This window comes from Streptomyces asoensis (assembly GCF_016860545.1).
Taxonomy (GTDB): domain Bacteria; phylum Actinomycetota; class Actinomycetes; order Streptomycetales; family Streptomycetaceae; genus Streptomyces; species Streptomyces asoensis.
The window spans coordinates 2,690,329-2,709,828 of record NZ_BNEB01000005.1; the positions used below are offsets into that span (position 1 = coordinate 2,690,329).

The 19,500-nt window shown below is 70.0% G+C and carries 20 protein-coding genes; 4 read left to right on the top strand and 16 right to left on the bottom strand.

What is annotated here, in order from left to right; translation table 11 throughout:
• The first annotated feature begins 347 nt into the window (after positions 1 to 347).
• Positions 348 to 920, top strand: a complete 573-nt coding sequence (locus Saso_RS34425) for a cob(I)yrinic acid a,c-diamide adenosyltransferase (protein WP_189919655.1) — start codon at positions 348 to 350, stop codon at positions 918 to 920.
• Here Saso_RS34425 and Saso_RS34430 read toward each other — a convergent pair.
• Positions 917 to 1,486: a hypothetical protein gene (locus Saso_RS34430; protein WP_189919658.1), complete on the bottom strand. Its 570-nt coding sequence runs from the start codon at positions 1,484 to 1,486 to the stop codon at positions 917 to 919. The two genes, Saso_RS34425 and Saso_RS34430, sit on opposite strands and share 4 nt — an antisense overlap.
• A 144-nt stretch (positions 1,487 to 1,630) precedes the next feature.
• Here Saso_RS34430 and Saso_RS34435 point away from each other — a divergent pair, with 144 nt between their 5' ends.
• The 3 genes from Saso_RS34435 to Saso_RS34445 all read left to right on the top strand — a co-directional run bounded on the left by Saso_RS34435 (position 1,631) and on the right by Saso_RS34445 (position 5,440).
• Positions 1,631 to 2,827, top strand: coding sequence for a sensor histidine kinase (locus Saso_RS34435; protein WP_189919660.1), 1,197 nt, complete (start codon positions 1,631 to 1,633; stop codon positions 2,825 to 2,827).
• Positions 2,824 to 3,504 (top strand): response regulator, encoded by a 681-nt coding sequence (locus Saso_RS34440; RefSeq protein ID WP_189919662.1) that lies wholly within the window; start codon positions 2,824 to 2,826, stop codon positions 3,502 to 3,504. Before Saso_RS34435 ends, Saso_RS34440 begins: the two co-directional genes overlap by 4 nt.
• A 112-nt stretch (positions 3,505 to 3,616) precedes the next feature.
• Entirely contained in the window at positions 3,617 to 5,440 is a 1,824-nt protein-coding gene (locus Saso_RS34445) for a glycoside hydrolase family 18 chitinase (RefSeq protein WP_189919664.1), read from the top strand.
• 122 nt (positions 5,441 to 5,562) lie between these two features.
• Here Saso_RS34445 and Saso_RS34450 read toward each other — a convergent pair whose 3' ends face one another.
• The 15 genes from Saso_RS34450 to prmC all read right to left on the bottom strand — a co-directional run bounded on the left by Saso_RS34450 (position 5,563) and on the right by prmC (position 19,460).
• Positions 5,563 to 6,009: a DUF2550 domain-containing protein gene (locus Saso_RS34450; protein WP_189919666.1), complete on the bottom strand. Its 447-nt coding sequence runs from the start codon at positions 6,007 to 6,009 to the stop codon at positions 5,563 to 5,565.
• A 141-nt stretch (positions 6,010 to 6,150) separates the two neighbouring features.
• Positions 6,151 to 6,525, bottom strand: coding sequence for a F0F1 ATP synthase subunit epsilon (locus Saso_RS34455; RefSeq protein WP_189919667.1), 375 nt, complete (start codon positions 6,523 to 6,525; stop codon positions 6,151 to 6,153).
• Between the two features lie 132 nt (positions 6,526 to 6,657).
• Complete coding sequence (atpD, locus tag Saso_RS34460; RefSeq protein ID WP_189919668.1) at positions 6,658 to 8,094, bottom strand: F0F1 ATP synthase subunit beta; 1,437 nt, start codon at positions 8,092 to 8,094, stop codon at positions 6,658 to 6,660.
• Positions 8,094 to 9,011, bottom strand: coding sequence for a F0F1 ATP synthase subunit gamma (locus tag Saso_RS34465; RefSeq protein ID WP_189919669.1), 918 nt, complete (start codon positions 9,009 to 9,011; stop codon positions 8,094 to 8,096). The genes atpD and Saso_RS34465 overlap by 1 nt, the downstream gene beginning before the upstream one ends.
• A 21-nt stretch (positions 9,012 to 9,032) precedes the next feature.
• The gene (gene atpA / locus Saso_RS34470) at positions 9,033 to 10,622 is read right to left on the bottom strand and encodes a F0F1 ATP synthase subunit alpha (protein ID WP_189919670.1); all 1,590 of its coding nucleotides are present in this window, start codon (positions 10,620 to 10,622) and stop codon (positions 9,033 to 9,035) included.
• A 134-nt stretch (positions 10,623 to 10,756) separates the two neighbouring features.
• A complete protein-coding gene (locus Saso_RS34475; protein ID WP_189919671.1) occupies positions 10,757 to 11,578 on the bottom strand; it encodes a F0F1 ATP synthase subunit delta in 822 nt (273 codons plus the stop codon).
• Positions 11,575 to 12,120: a F0F1 ATP synthase subunit B gene (locus Saso_RS34480; protein WP_189919672.1), complete on the bottom strand. Its 546-nt coding sequence runs from the start codon at positions 12,118 to 12,120 to the stop codon at positions 11,575 to 11,577. The genes Saso_RS34475 and Saso_RS34480 overlap by 4 nt, the downstream gene beginning before the upstream one ends.
• A 37-nt stretch (positions 12,121 to 12,157) precedes the next feature.
• The gene (gene atpE, locus Saso_RS34485) at positions 12,158 to 12,388 is read right to left on the bottom strand and encodes an ATP synthase F0 subunit C (protein WP_009321656.1); all 231 of its coding nucleotides are present in this window, start codon (positions 12,386 to 12,388) and stop codon (positions 12,158 to 12,160) included.
• A 68-nt stretch (positions 12,389 to 12,456) separates the two neighbouring features.
• A complete protein-coding gene (gene atpB, locus Saso_RS34490; RefSeq protein WP_189919674.1) occupies positions 12,457 to 13,278 on the bottom strand; it encodes a F0F1 ATP synthase subunit A in 822 nt (273 codons plus the stop codon).
• 225 nt (positions 13,279 to 13,503) lie between these two features.
• Positions 13,504 to 13,959 carry a hypothetical protein gene (locus tag Saso_RS34495; RefSeq protein WP_189919676.1) on the bottom strand — a complete coding sequence of 152 codons (456 nt, stop codon included), beginning with the start codon at positions 13,957 to 13,959 and terminating at the stop codon, positions 13,504 to 13,506.
• 304 nt (positions 13,960 to 14,263) lie between these two features.
• Entirely contained in the window at positions 14,264 to 15,652 is a 1,389-nt protein-coding gene (locus tag Saso_RS34500; protein ID WP_189919678.1) for an MraY family glycosyltransferase, read from the bottom strand.
• Between the two features lie 174 nt (positions 15,653 to 15,826).
• Positions 15,827 to 17,089 (bottom strand): serine hydroxymethyltransferase, encoded by a 1,263-nt coding sequence (locus Saso_RS34505; RefSeq protein WP_189919679.1) that lies wholly within the window; start codon positions 17,087 to 17,089, stop codon positions 15,827 to 15,829.
• A 147-nt stretch (positions 17,090 to 17,236) separates the two neighbouring features.
• Entirely contained in the window at positions 17,237 to 17,914 is a 678-nt protein-coding gene (locus Saso_RS34510; protein WP_189919681.1) for an arsenate reductase/protein-tyrosine-phosphatase family protein, read from the bottom strand.
• The gene (locus Saso_RS34515; protein ID WP_057584058.1) at positions 17,911 to 18,558 is read right to left on the bottom strand and encodes an L-threonylcarbamoyladenylate synthase; all 648 of its coding nucleotides are present in this window, start codon (positions 18,556 to 18,558) and stop codon (positions 17,911 to 17,913) included. The genes Saso_RS34510 and Saso_RS34515 overlap by 4 nt, the downstream gene beginning before the upstream one ends.
• Positions 18,559 to 18,614: 56 nt before the next feature.
• Positions 18,615 to 19,460, bottom strand: a complete 846-nt coding sequence (gene prmC, locus Saso_RS34520) for a peptide chain release factor N(5)-glutamine methyltransferase (protein WP_189919683.1) — start codon at positions 19,458 to 19,460, stop codon at positions 18,615 to 18,617.
• Between the last annotated feature and the right edge of the window lie 40 nt (positions 19,461 to 19,500).

Here is a 19,500-nt window from a genome sequence, read left to right on the forward strand (position 1 = left end):
GAAGGTTGCCGTCTGTGAGCGAACCGATACCGAATTCACTCGCAGGGGTGAGGCCCATGGGGCCTGTGCGGTTTCGGTGCTTGTAGAAGCCCTGCCCGCTCAGGCGTCCGATGTCACCGGCGTCAACCATCCGGCGCAGCCGCTCCGCATGCCTCTCGGCGGGAGGCTATCGGCAGTGAGGCGCTGTGTGACCGGTTAGTAACGCGGCTCACGTCTCAGGGCGTGAGACGCCGGTCACGTCGTCAAATACTGTCCGATTCACGGCGATTGGCCCGGGACTGGCCGGGTGCCCGGGGCAGTGACGAAGGGAACGGAACCGATCCGCCGGGACGGTCTAGATTGGCCGCATGGTCAATCTGACACGCATCTACACGAGGACCGGCGACCAGGGCACCACCGCCCTGGGGGACATGAGCCGGGTCGCCAAGACCGACCTGCGGATCGCCGCCTACGCCGACGTCAACGAGGCGAACGCGGCGCTCGGCACGGCGCTCGCCCTGGGCGGGCTGGACGAGGAACTCGTGCGGGTCCTCACCCGTGTGCAGAACGACCTGTTCGACGTGGGCGCGGACCTGTCCACGCCGGTCGTGGAGAACCCGGCCTACCCGCCGCTGCGGGTCGAGCAGTTCTACGTGGACCGGCTGGAGGCGGACTGCGACCTGTTCAACGAGCGGCTGGAGAAGCTGCGGTCGTTCATCCTGCCCGGCGGCACCCCGGGCGCGGCCCTGCTCCACCAGGCCTGCACGGTCGTGCGCCGCGCCGAGCGCTCCACCTGGGCCGCGCTGGAGGTGCACGGCGAGCTGATGAACCCGCTCACGGCGACCTACCTCAACCGGCTCTCGGACCTGTTGTTCATCCTGGCACGCACCGCCAACAAGGCGGTCGGGGACGTGCTGTGGGTGCCGGGCGGCGAGCGCTAACGCATCTTGGCCGGTTCCCGCTCCGCCGCGCCCGCCGGTTCCGCCTTGGGGAACAGGGTGTAGCTCAGGGCGATGACCAGGTTGACGCCGACGACCCACACCATCCGCAGTTGCCAGTCACGCAGCGAGCCGGTGTCCCCGTCCGCGCCGACGTAGCGGACGGCCGCCTCGAGCAGCGCGGCGGCGGTGAGCGCGGCGAGGGTCCAGCGGCCCGCGACCTTCCATTCGTGGACGGCGCGGGCCCTGCCGTATCGCGGCGGCCGCACGGGCGGCGGGCCGCCGGCGAAGCGGTGGGCGAACCGGGCGTCCGCCCACCGGACGGTGGAGCGGCCGAGGCCCACCGTGAACCCGATGTAGACGGCGGCCAGGCCGTGCCGCCAGTCCGGCTCGGCGCCGTTGCGCAGGTCGACGGCGGTGACGGCGAACAGCGCGGCCTCCAGCAGCGGCTCGCACAGCAGCAGCGCGAGGCCCAGCCGCGGCATCCGCAGCAGGTACCTCAGGGCGAGTCCGGCGGCCAGCAGCACCCAGAAGGCGACCTCGCAGGCGACGACCAGCGCGACGATCACGGTCCGCTCCTCTCGTTCACCCTCCCAGGCTCCCGCCGGGCACGGCCGTCCGCGTCGTCGGCGGTGACGAGGCCGCGGTACATCGAAAGATGCAGTCGGGGACCGTCCCCGGGGAGCAGGCCGGCGCCGTGCGGGGCGTGTTGGATGGAGGGCATGGCCGTCCCAGTAGCGCTGCGCCCGCGGAGCCACCCGCACCGCTTCGACGTGTGTCTCGCGGCCGGCGGACTGCTCGGCGGGCTGCTGCTCGCCGCCGTCGGTCTGGCCACCCGCCCGCGACACGATCCGCTCGTGCTCCTCGACGGCCCCTGGCCGGTCCTGGTGGCGCTCGCGGTGATGGCCGGCTGTGAGGCGGTGCGCAGGACGGCGCCGCGCACGGCGCTGCTCACCGGCACGGCCGCGATCGTCCTGGACACCCTGACCCGGGGCAACCTGTGCACGGTCCTGATGTACACCGACCTCGTGTACGCGGCCGTCCTGTACGGCACGCTCGCCTCGGCCCGCCGCATCCAGTGGATCACCGGGCTGCTGACGGTGGCCGGGGCGCTGGTGCCGTTCGCGGTGTGGCGGGTCCCGCAGGCCCTGCTGATCGGTGTGGTGGTCGGCATCGTGGCCTACGCGCCGGCCGCCACCGGCTGGATCGTGCGCGATCACCGCGACGCCGCCGAGGCGGCCCGGCTGCGGGCCGAGCAGACGGCGCTGCTCGCCGGGATCGACCGCGCCCAGGCCGTGACGTCGGAACGGGCGCGGATGGCGCGCGAGCTGCACGACATGGTCGCCAACCATCTGTCGGCGATCGCCATCCACTCGACGGCGGCCCTCTCCATCGACGACCCGGACACCTCCCGGCAGGCGCTGTCCGTCATCCGGGAGAACAGCGTCGACGGACTGGCGGAGATGCGGCGGCTGATCGGGATCCTGCGCGACGGCAGCGGGGACCGTGAGCCCGCCGCGGCCCCCACCCTGGACGGCGTGGAGGCGCTCGTCGAGGGCGCCCGCGCCAACGGGCTGGACGTCGCTCTCGTCGCCGAGCACGGTGAGGTGCCCGCCCCCGTCGAGTTCGCCGCCTACCGGATCGTCCAGGAGTCGCTGACCAACGCGCTCAAGCACGCCTGTCCCGGCCGGGTCACCGTCGCCCTCGTACGGCGCGGGGACGAACTCGATGTGCGGGTGCGCAGTCCCCACGGCCGCCGGGGCGGGCCGCGCGCGCCCGGTTCCGGCGCCGGGCTCGTCGGGATGCGGGAGCGGGCGGTGCTGCTCGGCGGCACGTTCGGCGCCGGGCCCGAGGACTCCTGCTGGACGGTGCGCGCCACGTTCCCCCTCGTGGAAGGAGATCCCGCATGAGCGCCGTCGTCCGGGTGCTCGTCGCCGAGGACCAGGCCGCCGTGCGCGCGGGGCTCGTCCTCATCCTGAACAGCGCCGCCGACGTGGAGGTGGTCGGCGAGGCGGCGGACGGGGAGCAGGCGGTGGCGCTGGCCCGCGCGCTGCGGCCCGACCTGGTGCTGATGGACGTGCAGATGCCGCGTATGGACGGGGTGTCGGCGACCCGGGAGGTCGTCGGGGAGGGGCTGGCCGACGTCCTGGTGCTGACCACCTTCGACCTCGACGCGTATGTGTTCGGGGCGCTGCGGGCCGGCGCGGCGGGATTCCTGCTGAAGAACACGGAGGCGGCGGACCTGCTCGCGGCGGTGCGGACCGTGGCGGGCGGCGAGGGTCTGATCGCGCCGGCCGTGACCCGGCGGCTGATCGCCGAGTTCGCCGCGGGGCCGGCCCGCGCGCCGAGGGCCGACCCGGCCGTCCTCGGCGCCCTGACCCGGCGGGAGCGCGAGGTGCTGGCCTGTCTGGGCGAGGGGATGTCCAACGCGGAGGTCGCCGGGTGCCTCGACATGGCGGAGGCGACGGTGAAGACGCACGTCAGCCGGCTGCTGGGCAAGCTGGACCTGCGCAGCCGGGTGCAAGCGGCGGTGCTGGCGCAGGAGTTGGGGATCAGGGCGGGATCCGAGGGGTGTCCGGAGGTTTAACTTCCGCACTGGTCCAGACCTATTGACCTGTGGTCCAGACCTTTCTATTCTCGCGGCACCGTGGGTGTGAAGGCTCAGTCACGCCCCCCGACTCCCCCCGAGGAGGCGCTAGATGCGCTTCAGACACAGAGTCGCGGCAGTGCTCGCGACACTGTCGCTCCCGCTGGCAGGCCTCGTCGGTCTCGCGAGCCCCGCCCAGGCCGCGACGACCGCCACGGCCACCTACACCAAGGCCTCGGACTGGGGCACCGGATTCGAGGGCCGCTGGACGGTCAAGAACACCGGCACCACCGCGATCAGTTCATGGACGGTCGAGTGGGACTTCCCCTCGGGCACCTCCGTGACCTCCGCCTGGGACGCCGACGTCACCTCCTCCGGCACCCACTGGACCGCCAAGAACAAGTCCTACAACGGCTCCATCGCCCCCGGCGCCACCGTCGCCTTCGGGTTCAACGGCGCGGGCTCCGGCTCCCCCTCCAACTGCAAGCTCAACGGCGGCGGTTGCGACGGCACGACGGTCCCCGGCGACGCCGCCCCGTCCGCCCCCGGCACCCCGACCGCGTCCGCCGTCACCGACACCTCGGTGAAGCTGTCCTGGTCCGCCGCCACCGACGACAAGGGCGTCAAGAACTACGACGTCCTGCGCGACGGCGCCACGGTCGCCACGGTGACGACGACCTCGTACACCGACACCGGCCTGACCGCCGGCACCGACTACTCCTACACCGTCCGGGCCCGCGACACCGCCGACCAGACCGGACCGGCCAGTGGCGCCGTCGCGGTGCACACCACCGGCGGCGGCACCACTCCCCCGACCACCGGCAACACGGTCAAGCTCGGCTACTTCACCGAGTGGGGCATCTACGGCCGCAACTACAACGTCAAGAACCTCGTGACGTCCGGTTCGGCCGCGAAGATCACCCACATCAACTACGCCTTCGGCAACGTCACGAACGGCCAGTGCGCGATCGGCGACTCCTACGCCGACTACGACAAGGCCTTCACCGCGGACCAGTCGGTCAGCGGCGTCGCCGACACCTGGGACCAGCCGCTGCGCGGCAACTTCAACCAGCTGCGCCAGCTGAAGGCCAAGTACCCGAACATCAAGGTGCTGTGGTCCTTCGGCGGCTGGACCTGGTCCGGCGGCTTCGCCCAGGCCGCGGCCAACCCGGCCGCGTTCGCGCAGTCCTGCTACAACCTGGTCGAGGACCCGCGCTGGGCCGACGTCTTCGACGGCATCGACATCGACTGGGAGTACCCGAACGCCTGCGGCCTGTCCTGTGACACCAGCGGGGCGGCAGCCTACAAGAACCTGATGCAGGCCCTGCGCGCCAAGTTCGGCGCCGGCTACCTGGTCACCGCGGCCACCACGGCCGACGGCACCTCCGGCGGCAAGATCGACGCTGCCGACTACGCGGGCGCCGCGCAGTACGTCAACTGGTACAACGTGATGTCGTACGACTTCTTCGGCGCCTTCGACGCGGACGGTCCGACCGCCCCGCACTCCCCGCTGACGACGTACAACGGCATCCCGCAGCCCGGGTTCACCACGGCCGACGCGATCGCCAAGTTCAAGTCGAAGGGCGTCCCCGCGAACAAGCTGCTCATCGGCATCGGCTTCTACGGCCGCGGCTGGACCGGCGTCACCCAGGACGCCCCGGGCGGCACGGCGACGGGCCCGGCGCCCGGCACCTACGAGCAGGGCATCGAGGACTACAAGGTCCTCAAGACGTCCTGCCCGGCCACCGGCACCATCGCCGGCACGGCCTACGCCAAGTGCGGCAGCAACTGGTGGTCCTACGACACCCCGGCCACCATCGGCTCCAAGATGACCTGGGCCAAGAACCAGGGCCTCGGCGGCGCGTTCTTCTGGGAGTTCAGCGGGGACACCGCCAACGGCGAACTGGTCAGCGCCATCAACAGCGGCCTGTCGTGAGCGGGTTCACCCGGCCGCACCGCGGGCGCCGGGACGCGTGACCCGGTACCTGTGACCTGCCGCGCCTGACCGAACGGCCTTCACCCTCTCCCGGGCGCCTTCCGGGGGAGGGTGAACGCGCTTCAGGCCACGTTCACCCGCTGGCCGGGAGGCGCCGCCTCCAGCCACGCCAGGAAACCGGTCAGCGCGTCCTCGCTCATCGCGAGTTCGAGACGCGTGCCGCGGTGCACACAGGTGAGGATCACGGCGTCGGACAGCAGCGCCAGCTCCTCCTCGCCCTCGGGCAGACGACGGCCGGCCACCTCGATCGAACCGCGCTCCAGTACCCGGCGCGGACGGTAGGCGTAGGAGAAGACCCGGTACCACTCGATGCGGTCGCCGTTGTAGCGGGCGACGCCGTAGCTCCAGCCCTTTCCGCTGGTGTCCGCCTTCTCGGGGACGTCCCAGCGCAGGGAACAGTCGAAGGTTCCGCCGGACCGCTGGATGAGTCTGCGGCGCAGGCCGAAGACGAACAGCCCCAGCGCCACCAGGGCCACGACGATTCCGCACACAGTCAGAGCGAGGACCATCGACACCGACCTCCTCGTCTCCTAGGTACCGGAATAGGTAACGGAACGGAAAAAACATCCATATCTGCCTCAGCCGCGGTCGGTGCCGGATTGCTCCGGACCCGACCGCGGCTGAGTGACGTCATGCGGTTGTGCCCTGGGTCAGCGCGAGGCCGCCGCACGCAGTCGGACGTCCGCGCGACGCTCGGCGGCGGCGTCGCCCTCCGCCTTCGCGCGCTCGAGTTCCCGCTCCACGCGCTGGACGTCGATCTCGTCCGACAGCTCGGCGATCTCGGCCAGCAGCGACAGCTTGTTGTCCGCGAACGAGACGAAACCGCCGTGCACCGCGGCGACGACCGTTCCACCATCACTCGTACGGATGGTCACGGGGCCCGACTCCAGCACACCGAGCAGCGGCTGGTGACCGGGCATGACGCCGATGTCGCCGGACGTGGTGCGCGCGACGACCAGGGTGGCCTCGCCGGACCAGACCTCTCGGTCGGCCGCGACCAGCGCGACGTGCAGCTCAGCAGCCAAGGTGGCTCCTCGGGTCACCACCCGGCGGGTCTGCCGGGTGTTGGTTACAAGTCTAATGGGCGTGAGTGAGGGGGCGGGACGCGCCCGCCCCCTCAGACGTGAGCCGTAGGACTCACTTCGAACTCAGGGAGTTCAGGAGACGCCCAGCTCCTTGGCGTTGGCCTTCAGGTCCTCGATGCCACCGCACAGGAAGAACGCCTGCTCCGGGAAGTGGTCGTACTCACCGTCGATGATCGCGTTGAACGCGGTGATCGACTCGTCGAGCGGCACGTCCGACCCGTCGACGCCGGTGAACTGCTTGGCGACGTGGGTGTTCTGGGAGAGGAAGCGCTCCACACGACGGGCGCGGTGGACGGTGAGCTTGTCCTCCTCGCCGAGCTCGTCGATACCGAGGATCGCGATGATGTCCTGAAGGTCCTTGTACTTCTGGAGGACCGTCTTGACGCGCATCGCGGTGTTGTAGTGGTCCGCCGCGATGTAGCGGGGGTCCAGGATGCGGGACGTGGAGTCCAGCGGGTCCACGGCCGGGTAGATGCCCTTCTCGGAGATCGGACGGGAGAGAACCGTCGTCGCGTCGAGGTGGGCGAACGTGGTGGCCGGGGCCGGGTCGGTCAGGTCGTCCGCGGGGACGTAGATCGCCTGCATCGAGGTGATCGAGTGACCACGGGTCGAGGTGATGCGCTCCTGGAGGAGACCCATCTCGTCGGCCAGGTTCGGCTGGTAACCCACCGCGGAGGGCATACGGCCGAGCAGGGTCGAGACCTCGGAACCGGCCTGCGTGAAGCGGAAGATGTTGTCGATGAAGAACAGCACGTCCTGCTTCTGCACATCGCGGAAGTACTCCGCCATGGTCAGACCGGCGAGGGCCACGCGCAGACGGGTGCCCGGGGGCTCGTCCATCTGGCCGAAGACCAGCGCAGTCTTGTCGATGACGCCCGAGTCGGCCATCTCCTCGATGAGGTCGTTGCCCTCACGGGTGCGCTCACCGACACCGGCGAACACCGAGACACCGTCGTGGTTGTTGGCGACGCGGTAGATCATCTCCTGGATGAGCACCGTCTTGCCGACGCCGGCACCACCGAACAGACCGATCTTTCCACCCTTGACGTACGGGGTGAGGAGGTCGATGACCTTGACGCCGGTCTCGAACATCTCGGTCTTCGACTCGAGCTCGTCGAAGTTCGGGGCCTTGCGGTGGATGGACCAGCGCTCGCCCTCGTACTTCTCGTCGACGTTCAGCACCTCACCGAGGGTGTTGAACACCTTGCCCTTGGTGAAGTCGCCGACCGGGACGGTGATGCCCGTGCCCGTGTCGGTCACCGGGGCCTGGCGGACCAGACCGTCGGTGGGCTGCATCGAGATCGTGCGGACCAGGCCGTCACCCAGGTGCTGGGCGACCTCCAGGGTCAGCGTCTTCTTCGCGCCGTCCTGGGCCGGGTCGGCCACCTCGACGTGAAGGGCGTTGTAGATCTCCGGCATGGCGTCGACGGGGAATTCCACGTCGACGACCGGGCCGATGACCCGGGCGACGCGGCCCGTGGCAACGGCCGTCTCAACTGTCGTCGTCATTACCTGTCACTCCCCGCGGTCGCGTCGGCCAGGGCTGCGGAGCCACCGACGATCTCGCTGATTTCCTGGGTGATTTCGGCCTGGCGGGCCGCGTTGGCAAGGCGGGAGAGCGTCTCGATGAGCTCGCCCGCGTTGTCGGTCGCCGACTTCATCGCGCGCCGCGTGGCGGCGTGCTTCGAGGCTGCCGACTGGAGAAGCGCGTTGTAGACGCGGCTCTCCACATAGCGCGGCAGCAGGGCGTCGAGGACGTCCTCCGCCGAGGGCTCGAAGTCGTACAGCGGAAGGATCTCGCCCTTCGGCGCCGACTCCTTGGCCACCTCGTCGAGGCTGAGCGGCAGCAGGCGGTCGTCGAGCGCCGTCTGCGTCATCATCGAGACGAACTCGGTGAACACGATGTGGAGTTCGTCCACGCCGCCGTCCGCCGTCTCCTTCTCGATCGCCTCGATCAGCGGACCCGCGACCTTCTTGGCGTCCGCGTAGGTGGGCTCGTCGGTGAAGCCCGACCACGACTCCGCGACCTTGCGCTCACGGAAGTTGTAGTGGGCCAGACCGCGGCGGCCGACGATGTACGTGTCGACCTCCTTGCCCTCCGCCTCGAGGCGCGCCGTCAGCTGCTCGGCGGCCTTGATCGCGTTGGAGTTGAAGGCGCCGGCCAGTCCGCGGTCGCTCGTGAGGAGCAGCACCGCGGCACGGGTCGCCGTCTCCGCCTCCGTGGTCAGCGGGTGCTTGGTGTTCGAACCGGTGCCGACCGCCGAGACCGCGCGGGTGAGCTCGGTCGCGTACGGCGCGGAGGCCGCCACCTTGCGCTGCGCCTTGACGACGCGCGAGGCGGCGATCATCTCCATCGCCTTGGTGATCTTCTTGGTCGCGGTGACGGATCGGATGCGACGCTTGTAGACCCGGAGCTGGGCTCCCATGAGTCAGGTCCCTTCCTTACGTCACTTGGCCGAGGCCGGGGCGTCCTCGCCGAGAAGCTTGCCGTCCGAGGTCTCGAACTGCTTCTTGAAGTCGGCGATCGCGTCGGCAACAGCGGTGAGGGTGTCGTCCGACATCTTCGCGCCCTCCTTGATGGAGGTCATGAGGCCCTGCTCCTTGCGGTGCAGGTACTCCAGCAGCTCCTTCTCGAAGCGGCGGACGTCGGAGACCGGGACATCGTCCATCTTGCCGGTGGTGCCGGCCCAGACGGAGACGACCTGGTCCTCGGTCGGCATCGGCTGGTACTGCGGCTGCTTCAGCAGCTCGACCAGACGCTGACCACGCTCCAGCTGCGACTTCGACGCGGCGTCCAGGTCGGAACCGAAGGCGGCGAACGCCTCCAGCTCGCGGTACTGGGCGAGGTCGAGGCGGAGCCGGCCCGAGACCTGGCGCATGGCCTTGTGCTGGGCGGAGCCACCGACACGGGAGACCGAGATACCGACGTTCAGGGCCGGACGCTGGCCGGCGTTGAACAGGTCGGACTCCAGGAAGCACTGGCCGTCGGTGATGGAGATGACGTTGGTCGGGATGAACGCCGAGACGTCGTTGGCCTTCGTCTCGACGATCGGCAGACCGGTCATCGAGCCCGCACCGAGGTCGTCGGAGAGCTTCGCGCAGCGCTCCAGCAGACGGGAGTGCAGGTAGAAGACGTCACCCGGGTAGGCCTCGCGGCCCGGCGGGCGGCGCAGCAGCAGCGACACGGCGCGGTAGGCGTCGGCCTGCTTCGACAGGTCGTCGAAGATGATGAGGACGTGCTTGCCCTCGTACATCCACTGCTGACCGATGGCCGAACCGGTGTACGGCGCCAGGTACTTGAAGCCGGCCGGGTCGGACGCCGGGGCGGCGACGATGGTCGTGTACTCCAGCGCGCCGGCCTCTTCGAGGGCGCCACGCACGGAGGCGATGGTCGAGCCCTTCTGGCCGATGGCGACGTAGACGCAGCGGACCTGCTTCTTCGGGTCGCCCGAGCGCCAGTTGTCGCGCTGGTTGATGATCGTGTCGACGGCCAGGGCGGTCTTGCCCGTCTGGCGGTCGCCGATGATCAGCTGACGCTGACCACGGCCGATCGGGGTCATCGCGTCGACGGCCTTGTAGCCGGTCTCCATCGGCTCGTGCACCGACTTACGGGCCATGACACCGGGAGCCTGAAGCTCCAGGGCACGGCGGCCGGACGTCTCGATCTCGCCGAGGCCGTCGATCGGGTTGCCGAGCGGGTCGACGACGCGGCCGAGGTAGCCCTCGCCGACGGCGACGGACAGGACCTCTCCGGTGCGGGTGACCGGCTGGCCCTCCTCGACGCCGCTGAACTCGCCGAGGATGACGGTACCGATCTCGCGCTCTTCGAGGTTGAGCGCGAGACCGAGGGTGCCGTCCTCGAACTTCAGCAGTTCGTTGGCCATGGCCGAGGGGAGGCCCTCGACCTTCGCGATGCCGTCGCCGGCAAGGGTGACCGTACCGACCTCCTCGCGCGAGGCCGCGTCCGGCTTGTACGACTGGACAAAGTTCTCCAGCGCGTCCCGGATCTCCTCCGGCCGGATCGTGAGCTCCGCCATCTGGGTTCCCTGCTCTCCTTGTTGGGCCCGAAGTTTCACTTTGGGGGGATGGGGACTCCCCCCTGAAAGAGGTGAATCCTCTGCACGGCCCAACCAGGGCCGCCATCAGTTCGTACTGCGGTCTTGAGTTGCTGTTAGCTCGCCATGCGGCGGGCGACGTCCTCGATGCGGTCCGCGAGGGAGCCGTTGATCACCTCGTCGCCGACCTGCACCCGGATCCCGCCGAGGACCTCGGGGTCCACGTCGAGGTTGAGGTGCATCGGACGGCCGTAGAGCTTGGCGAGGGCGGCGCCGAGGCGCTGCTTCTGCGGGTCGCTCAGCGGTACCGCCGAGGTGACGACGGCGACCATGCGGTCCCGGCGCTCGGCGGCGAGCTTGGACAGGGCGTCGAGGCCCGCTTCCAGGCTACGTCCACGCGGCGCGGTCACGAGGCGCGTCACCAGTCGCTCGGTGGCCGCGTCGGCCCGGCTGCCGAGCAGGCTGCTCAGCAGCGCGCTCTTGGCCGAGACGGTGGCCTTCCGGTTGGTCAGTGCGGCGCGCAGCTCGGTGTTCGAGGAGACGATCCGCCCGAAGCGGAACAGCTCGTCCTCCACGTTGTCGAGCGTGCCGGCCTTCTGCGCGGCGGTGAGGTCGGCGATCGACGCCAGCTCCTCCAGCACGTCCACCAGGTCGCGGGACTGCGACCAGCGCGAACGCACCAGACCGGACACCAGGTCGGCGGCGGGGCCGCTGATCCGGGAGCCGAGCAGACGATGGACCAGCTCGGCCTTCGCCTCGCCGGCCTGCGCCGGGTCGGTGAGGACCCGACGCAGCGAGACCTCGCGGTCGAGCAGCGCGGTGACGGTCGCCAGCTCGCCGGCGAGCTGTGCGGCGTCCACGGACGTGGAGTCCGTCAGCGCGTCGAGACGCTCACGGGCTGCTGCGAATGCCTCGCGGCTCGCTCCGTGTGCGGTCATCGAGACGCCTCGGCCTTCTCCTCGAGCTCGTCGAGGAAGCGGTCGATGACGCGGCTCTGGCGGGCGTGGTCCTCGAGGGACTCCCCGACGAGCTTGCCGGCCAGTTCGGTGGCGAGCTTGCCGACGTCCTGACGCAGCGCGGACGCGGCGGCCTTGCGGTCCGCCTCGATCTGGCTGTGCCCGGCGGCGACGATCTCCTCGCGCTGGCGCTGGCCTTCCGCACGCATCTCGGTGATGAGCGCGGCGCCCTGCTCCTGCGCCTCCTGGCGCAGGCGCGCGGCCTCGTGGCGGGCCTCGGCGAGCTGGGCCTTGTACTGCTCCAGAACGCTCTGGGCCTCGGTCTGTGCGGCCTCGGCCTTCTCGATACCGCCCTCGATGGCCTCACGCCGCTGCTCCAGAACCTTGTTGATGTTCGGGAGGAGCTTCTTGGCGAGGAAGCCGAAGACGATGACGAAGGCGAGCAGGCCGATGACGAGCTCAGGGATCGGCGGAACGAGGGGGTTTTCCATCTCCTCGGCCGCCACGATGAGCAGCTGGCTCATGTGTATGCCTTTCGTCTGGTCGGCTGGTCCGGTGTGATCAGTAGCCGTAGACGAACGGCATGACCAGACCGATCAGGGCCAGCGCCTCACAGAACGCGAAGCCGAGGATCTGGTTGGCGCGGATCAGGCCGGCCGCCTCGGGCTGACGGGCGAGGGCCTGGGTGCCGTTACCGAAGATGATGCCGACGCCGACGCCGGGGCCGATCGCGGCGAGGCCGTAACCGATGGAGCCGAGGGAGCCTTCGACAGCAGCAAGGGTCTGGGACATGCCAGTTCTTCCTTTTCTTTACGGACCGGTGGGGGTTGGCCACCGGACGACTCGGGGAGCGGGGGTGCTCAGTGGTGCTCGGCGAGCGCGCCCTGGATGTAGGTGCAGGTCAGCAGGACGAACACGTACGCCTGAAGGGCCTGGATGAACAGCTCGAAGGCGGTCATCACGACGGTCATCACGAACGAGACACCCGCGTAGGCGATCCCGATGCCGTTGAGCAGGTACCAGCTGGCGATCGTGAAGAGCAGCAGCAGCGTGTGCCCGGCGAACATGTTCGCGAACAGTCGCACGGCGTGGGTGAACGGGCGGATCAGGATGTTCGAGAAGAACTCGATCAGCATGGCCAGCGGAAGCACCGGGCCGAGCGACTTGTCGTAGCCCGTCACGTTCTTGAAGAAGCCGACGAAGCCGTGCCTCTTGAAGGTCAGCGACACCCAGAGAACGTAGACGATCAGGGCCAGTACCAGGGGGTACGAGATGATCGAGGTGACCGGGAACTGGGCGATCGGCACGATCGACCAGAGGTTCATCATCCAGACGAAGAAGAAGAGCGAGACGATGAGCGGTACGTACTTCTCGCCTTCCTTCTTGCCGATGGTCTCGTAGACGACTCCGCGTCGGATGAAGTCGTAGCCAGCCTCGGCGACCATCTGGAGCTTGCCCGGCACGACCTTCGGCTTGCGGAAGGCCGCCCAGAAGAACCCGACGATGATGATCGAGCCGAGCAGCGCCAGCAGCATCGTCTTGTTGAAGTACACGTTGCTGTCCCCGTCGCCCCAGATGGGCTCGAACAGGAACGAGTGCAGGCCGGGAGAGGGGAAGCCACAGCCGTCGAAGATGTGGCAATCGGTCTCGAAGGCGAGCACCTGCGTCGGGTCAGCACTCACCGCGGGCTCCTTCAGCGTGGCGCATAGGTACGGCAACCTCGTTGTGTCGGCGCGGCGCACGGCCGCGGTTCGGCACGGGACTGGTGGTTCGGATGTGGAGGCGGCTTGGGGGCATCGTGCCTCGCGATTGAGCAGGCGTCAGCTCAGATGCCCGCGCCCGCGATGCCGCAGTTGGCACCGGACGATAGCAGGAGATCTCAGACGTCTTTATCCCGGCCCTACCCCTCACGACGAGTGCCCCGATTTTGCGGGCTTCTCGCCCTTCGAGGACGTCGTCGAGGAGGACGGTTCGGGTTCGACGTAGAGGATCTTGGACTTCATGTGGGCCCGGGTCTGCGCGCCGATCCAGGCCAGCGTGCCCACCAGCAGCGTGATCGCGAAGGCCCTGGGGTTGAACAGGGTCGTGTTCTTGAACGCGGCCATGAAGACGAACAGCAGCAGGATCTGCGTCGTGTAGAGCATGAGGCCCATGCCCTGGAACAGGTGCGGAAGCGATTTCGCGGTGCGCTGGAGGACGTAGAGCCCGAGACCCATGAAGGCGAGCACCACCACCGTCGCGACGACGGCTCCGACGATCCCCTTGCCGCCCGCGACCACGCCGCTGACGACGGCGGCGACAGCACCGACGGCGACAGTGGGCACGGCGGCCTGGGCCAGGATCCGGACGTCATTGGACGGCATGGCGGCAACTCCGCTTTCAAAAGGGGGCAGGGTGTCGTCATGGACGAGCGTAGTCCCGGTTCGAGGGGCGAAAGAACTCACGCCTGCCTCGCTCCGACGGACCCTCGCACTGGGGCCCTTCGGTTGTGTTCGGGGTTCTCGTGAACCGTATCACAAACTATTTGATGAGGTCTTTACCTGGCAGGTGTGCCTGCTGTCACACATGAGAGTGACAGTGCGCGTCTGTGCGGGATCCAGAGGGTCTTGTCTGGTATTGGGGGTCTTTGCCCACCCCGCACTGTCCCACGAGTTGGCAATGCTCTAGTCAGATTCTTACCTTGGAACTGCGCCTGCCGCCGATCGCCGTGGCCCCGTTCGCCCCGGTCACCCCCACCGTCACAGGGGCCTGGCCCCCGGCGGGAGCGCCGGCCCCGTCGGGCTCCACGGCGTCCGCAGGGGCATGCGGACCGGCGTCCGGACCGTACTGCCCGGCGGACACCGCGGACCGCTCCACGGCGGCCGTGGCGGCGGCTGTGGCGGCGGCCCTGCGGCGCCGGTAGCGCGGCGGGACGAAGGCCTCGGCCCAGCGCGGGGCACGCGGCCGGAAGCGCGGCAGCAGAAGCAGCGCCAGGCCGATCGCGCTCAGAATCACGACACCGAGGACGATCCACATGGAGGCCGCGTTGACGGAGTAGGTCAGCGCCCCGAACGCGATCAGCGCCGACCAGAAGTACATGATCAGCACCGCGCGGCTGTGCGAGTGCCCGATCTCCAGCAGCCGGTGGTGCAGATGCCCGCGGTCCGCGGCGAACGGCGACTGACCGCGCCAGGTGCGGCGCACGATCGCCAGGATCAGGTCGGCGGCGGGGATCGCGATGATCGTCAGCGGCATCAGCAGCGGGATGTAGACGGGCACCATCTGGTGCACCGCGTTGCGCTCGGAACCGGAGAACAGCCGCATGATGTCCGGATCGACCTGTCCGGTGACGGAGATCGCGCCCGCCGCGAGCACCAGCCCGATGAGCATCGAGCCGGAGTCCCCCATGAAGATCCGCGCGGGATGCATGTTGTGCGGCAGGAAGCCCAGGCACATGCCCATCAGGATCGCCGCGAACAGCGTCGCCGGAGCGGCAGCCTCGATGCCGTACGAGTACCAGATGCGGTAGGCGTACATGAAGAACGCCGCCGAGGCGATGCACACCATGCCGGCCGCGAGACCGTCGAGGCCGTCCACGAAGTTGACCGCGTTGATGGTGATGACCACCAGCGCGACCGTCAGCAGGGTGCCCTGCCACTGGGTCAGCGCGACCGTGCCGACCCAGGGCACCGGCAGCCACAGGATCGTCAGACCCTGCATGACCATGACGCCGGCCGCGATCATCTGGCCGCCCAGCTTGATCAGGGCGTCGATCTCGAACTTGTCGTCCAGGACGCCGATCAGCCAGATCAGCGCGGCCCCCGAGAGCAGGGCGCGCGGCTCGTTCGACTTCTCGAAGACCTCGTTCAGGTTGGTGAGGTGATCGGCGACCAGCAGGCCGGCGCACAGGCCGAAGAACATGGCGATCCCGCCGAGCCGCGGAGTGGGTTCCCGGTGCACGTCACGGGCCCTGATCTCCGGCATCGCCCCGGCCACGATCGCGAACTTCCGTACCGGCCCTGTCAGCAGATACGTCACCGCGGCCGTGATGCAGAGCGTCAGCAGGTATTCACGCACGGGCTTCCCCACAGGTCTCGCTGGCCATCTCAGTCCCACACCCTAGCGATCGACTGCCGCACGGCGCATATGTGTGAGGACTGCCGGGTAGTGACGATGGTTTCACGTGAGGCTGTGCGCGTGGACGTTCAGGGGGCGCGCGGGAGGGCGCGTCCCGGGGACGCCTACCCCGGATCAGGCCGGATACGGCGGGAACGCCCCGGTAAGTTCCCGCACCTCCTCCCGGATCCTGCGGCTGTCGGTCGCGCCCCGCAGCACCCCCGCCAGCAGTGCCGCGACCCGCGCCATCTCCGCCTCCCGCATGCCCTGCGTGGTCAGCGCGGCGGTGCCCAGGCGCAGGCCGCGCGCGTGGGCGGCGGTGACGTCGGCACCGCCCACGTGCGGCAGGGCACAGCAGTCCAGCACCATCCCGGCGGCCGCGAGCAGCCCGCGCGCCGTGCGCCCGTCGACGCCGAGCGGCGCCGGGTCGGCGATGACGACGTGGGTGTCCGTGCCCCCGGTGGTGACGCGCAGCCCCTCCGCCTCCAGGGCCGCCGCGAGCACCCTCGCGTTGGCGACCACCTGATGGGCGTACACGGTGAACGCCGGCGCCGCCGCCTCCCCGAACGCGACCGCCTTCGCGGCGATCGTGTGCATCTGGGCCCCGCCCTGAGTGAACGGGAAGACCGCCCGGTCCACCCGCTCGGCGAGCTCGGCGCCGCACAGCAGCATCCCGCCGCGCGGCCCGCGCAGCACCTTGTGCGTGGTGGCGCAGACGATGTCGGCGTACGGCACCGGGCTCGGCGCCGCTCCCCCGGCGACGAGCCCGATGGGGTGCGCGGCGTCGGCGATCAGGTACGCGCCGGTCTCGTCGGCGACCGCCCGGAAGAAGGCGTAGTCGATGTGGCGGGGATAGGCGATGGACCCGCACACGATCGCCTTGGGCCGGCGGCTGCGGGCCAGCGTGCGGACCTGGTCGTGGTCGATGAGGCCGGTCTCGCCGTCCACCCCGTAGGGGACGAAGTCGAACCAGCGGCCGGAGAAGTTCGCGGGCGAGCCGTGCGTGAGGTGGCCGCCGTCCGCGAGGCCCAGGGCCAGGACGGTGTCCCCGGGCCGCAGCAGCGCCGCGTAGGCGGCCAGCACGGCCGAGGAACCCGAGTGCGCCTGCACGTTGGCGTGCTCCGCGGCGAACAGCGACTTGGCCCGCTCGACGGCGGTCCGCTCGGCGACGTCGACGATCTCGCAGCCGCCGTGGTGCCGCGAGCCCGGATAGCCCTCCGCGTACTTGTTGGCCAGGGACGAGCCGAGGGCGGCGAGCACCGCGGGCGAGGTGAAGTTCTCGGCGGCGATCAGCTGGAGCGTCGAAGCCTGCCGCTCCCGCTCCCCGAGCAGGATCCCGGCCATCTCGGGGTCCTGTCCGCGCAGGACGTCGGTCTCGGGGGCATGGGTGACCGACATGGTGGACTCCGGGCGTCGACGGTGACGTACGTCCAATGTAGGCCCGGGGTCGACGGTGCGCGCGGTCTCGGCGCCCCCGGGAAGGACCCCGGACAGGGCGGTGCGCACCGCGGCCGCGCCCGCGCGTGGGCACGGGTGGTGCGGGGCCTACGTCCTCGCCGGGACCCCCGTCAGCGCCGTGACGACCGGGTCCAGCGCCTGGTGTATCTCGTCGCCGATGGAGCGGAAGAACGGCAGGGGCGCCCCGTACGGGTCGTAGACCTCGTCCGCCTCCAGGGTCGGGGCCAGCAGCCACCCCCGCAGCGCGGCCGCCGCGCGGACCAGGGCCCGGGCGCGCATCACCACGCCCTCGTCCACCGGGGGCAGGGTCGCCGGGTCGATGGCGTTCACCAGGCGGGTGAACTCCTTCAGGGTGAAGGTGCGCAGGCCCGCCGAGTGGCCCATCGAGATGACCTGCGCGCGGTGGTCGCGCGTCGCCGTCAGGACCAGGTCGGCCATGATGACGTGCTCGTCGAGGAGCTCACGGCCGGTGAACCCGCCGGCGTCCGCGCCGAAGTCGGCCAGCACGGTCTCCGCGTTGGCCTCCATCGGGGCGCCCTCGTGGCCCCAGGTGCCCGCGCTCTCCACGATCAGCCCCCCGCCCAGCACCCCGAGCCGCTGCGACACGAAATGCCGCGTCAGCCGCTCGGTGATCGGCGAGCGGCAGACGTTGCCGGTGCTGACGTGGAGGATGCGGAAGGTGTCGCGCGGAAACCCGAACGTCGTCGTCTGTTCCGCGGCACGGTCCCCGTTGCCTATGCCACGCCCCGCGTCAGGGGCTGTCAATTCGCCACCTCGAGGTCGGGTACGACCTTCCGCAGCTCGTCCGCGGAGATCGCGCCCGCCCGCAGCAGCAGCGGCACCTCCCGGCTGACGTCGACGATCGAGGAAGGCACGTTGCCGGGGGTCGGACCGCCGTCGAGGTAGACGGAGACGGAGTCGCCGAGCATCTCCTGGGCGTAGTCGCAGTTCTCCGGCGCCGGGTGGCCGGTGAGGTTGGCGGAGGAGACCGCCATCGGGCCGACCTCCGTCAGCAGCTCGATGGCGACCGGGTGCAGCGGCATGCGCACGGCGACCGTGCCGCGGGTGTCGCCCAGGTCCCACTGGAGCGACGGCTGGTGCTTGGCGACCAGCGTCAGCGCGCCCGGCCAGAACGCGTCGACCAGTTCCCAGGCCAGCTCGGAGAAGTCCGTGACGAGGCCGTGCAGCGTGTTCGGGGAGCCGATGAGCACGGGGGTGGGCATGTTGCGGCCCCGGCCCTTGGCGTCGAGGAGGTCGGCTACGGCCTCCGAGGAGAACGCGTCGGCGCCGATGCCGTACACCGTGTCGGTCGGGAGGACCACGAGCTCGCCACGGCGGACGGCGGACGCGGCCTCGCGCAGACCGGTCACCCGGTCGGTCGCGTCATTGGTGTCGTATCGCCGTGCCATCTAGCGGGCCTCCTCGTACACGTACTGCTGCGGGTCGGAAGTGGGGTGGGGGGTGCTCACGGCGTCGCCCGGCGGGCGGTCGCGAAGCGCGGACGGTTGTTGAGGTCGGGGTGGTCGGCCGCGTCGGCCCAGCCCCGCTCCTCGGTGAAGATCCACGGCACCTGGCCGCCCTGGGTGTCGGCGTGCTCGATGACGACGACCCCGCCGGGGCGCAGCAGCCGGTGCGCGGTGCGCTCGATGCCGCGGATCAGGTCGAGGCCGTCCTCCCCCGAGAACAGGGCGAGCTCCGGGTCGTAGTCACGGGCCTCGGGGGCGACGTACTCCCACTCCGTCAGCGGGATGTACGGAGGGTTGGAGATGACCAGGTCGACCTGGCCGTCGAGGTCGCGGAAGGCGTCGAGGGCGTCGCCCTGACGCAGGTCGACCCTGGACCCCTCCATGTTCTTGCGCGTCCAGCGCAGGGCGTCCTCGGACAGCTCCACGGCGTGCACGCGCGAGCGCGGCACCTCCTGGGCGAGGGCGAGCGCGATGGCGCCGCTGCCGGTGCACAGGTCGACGATGCGGGGCTCGACGACGTCCATCGCGCGGACGGCGTCTATGGCCCACCCGACCACCGACTCCGTCTCGGGGCGCGGTACGAAGACGCCGGGGCCGACCTGGAGCTCCAGGTACCGGAAGAAGGCCCGCCCGGTGATGTGCTGGAGCGGCTCACGCTGCTCGCGCCGGGCGATGACCTCCCAGTAGCGGGCGTCGAAGTCGGAGTTCTTCACGGAATGGAGTTCACCGCGCTTCACGCCGTGCACGAACGCGGCGAGCTCCTCCGCGTCGTTGCGCGGCGAGGGCACGCCGGCGTCGGCCAGCCGCTGGGTGGCCTGGGCCACCTCCGCGAGCAGCAGGTTCACGCAAGTCCTCCGTGTCGTCCTCGTCGTGCGTACGTCCTAC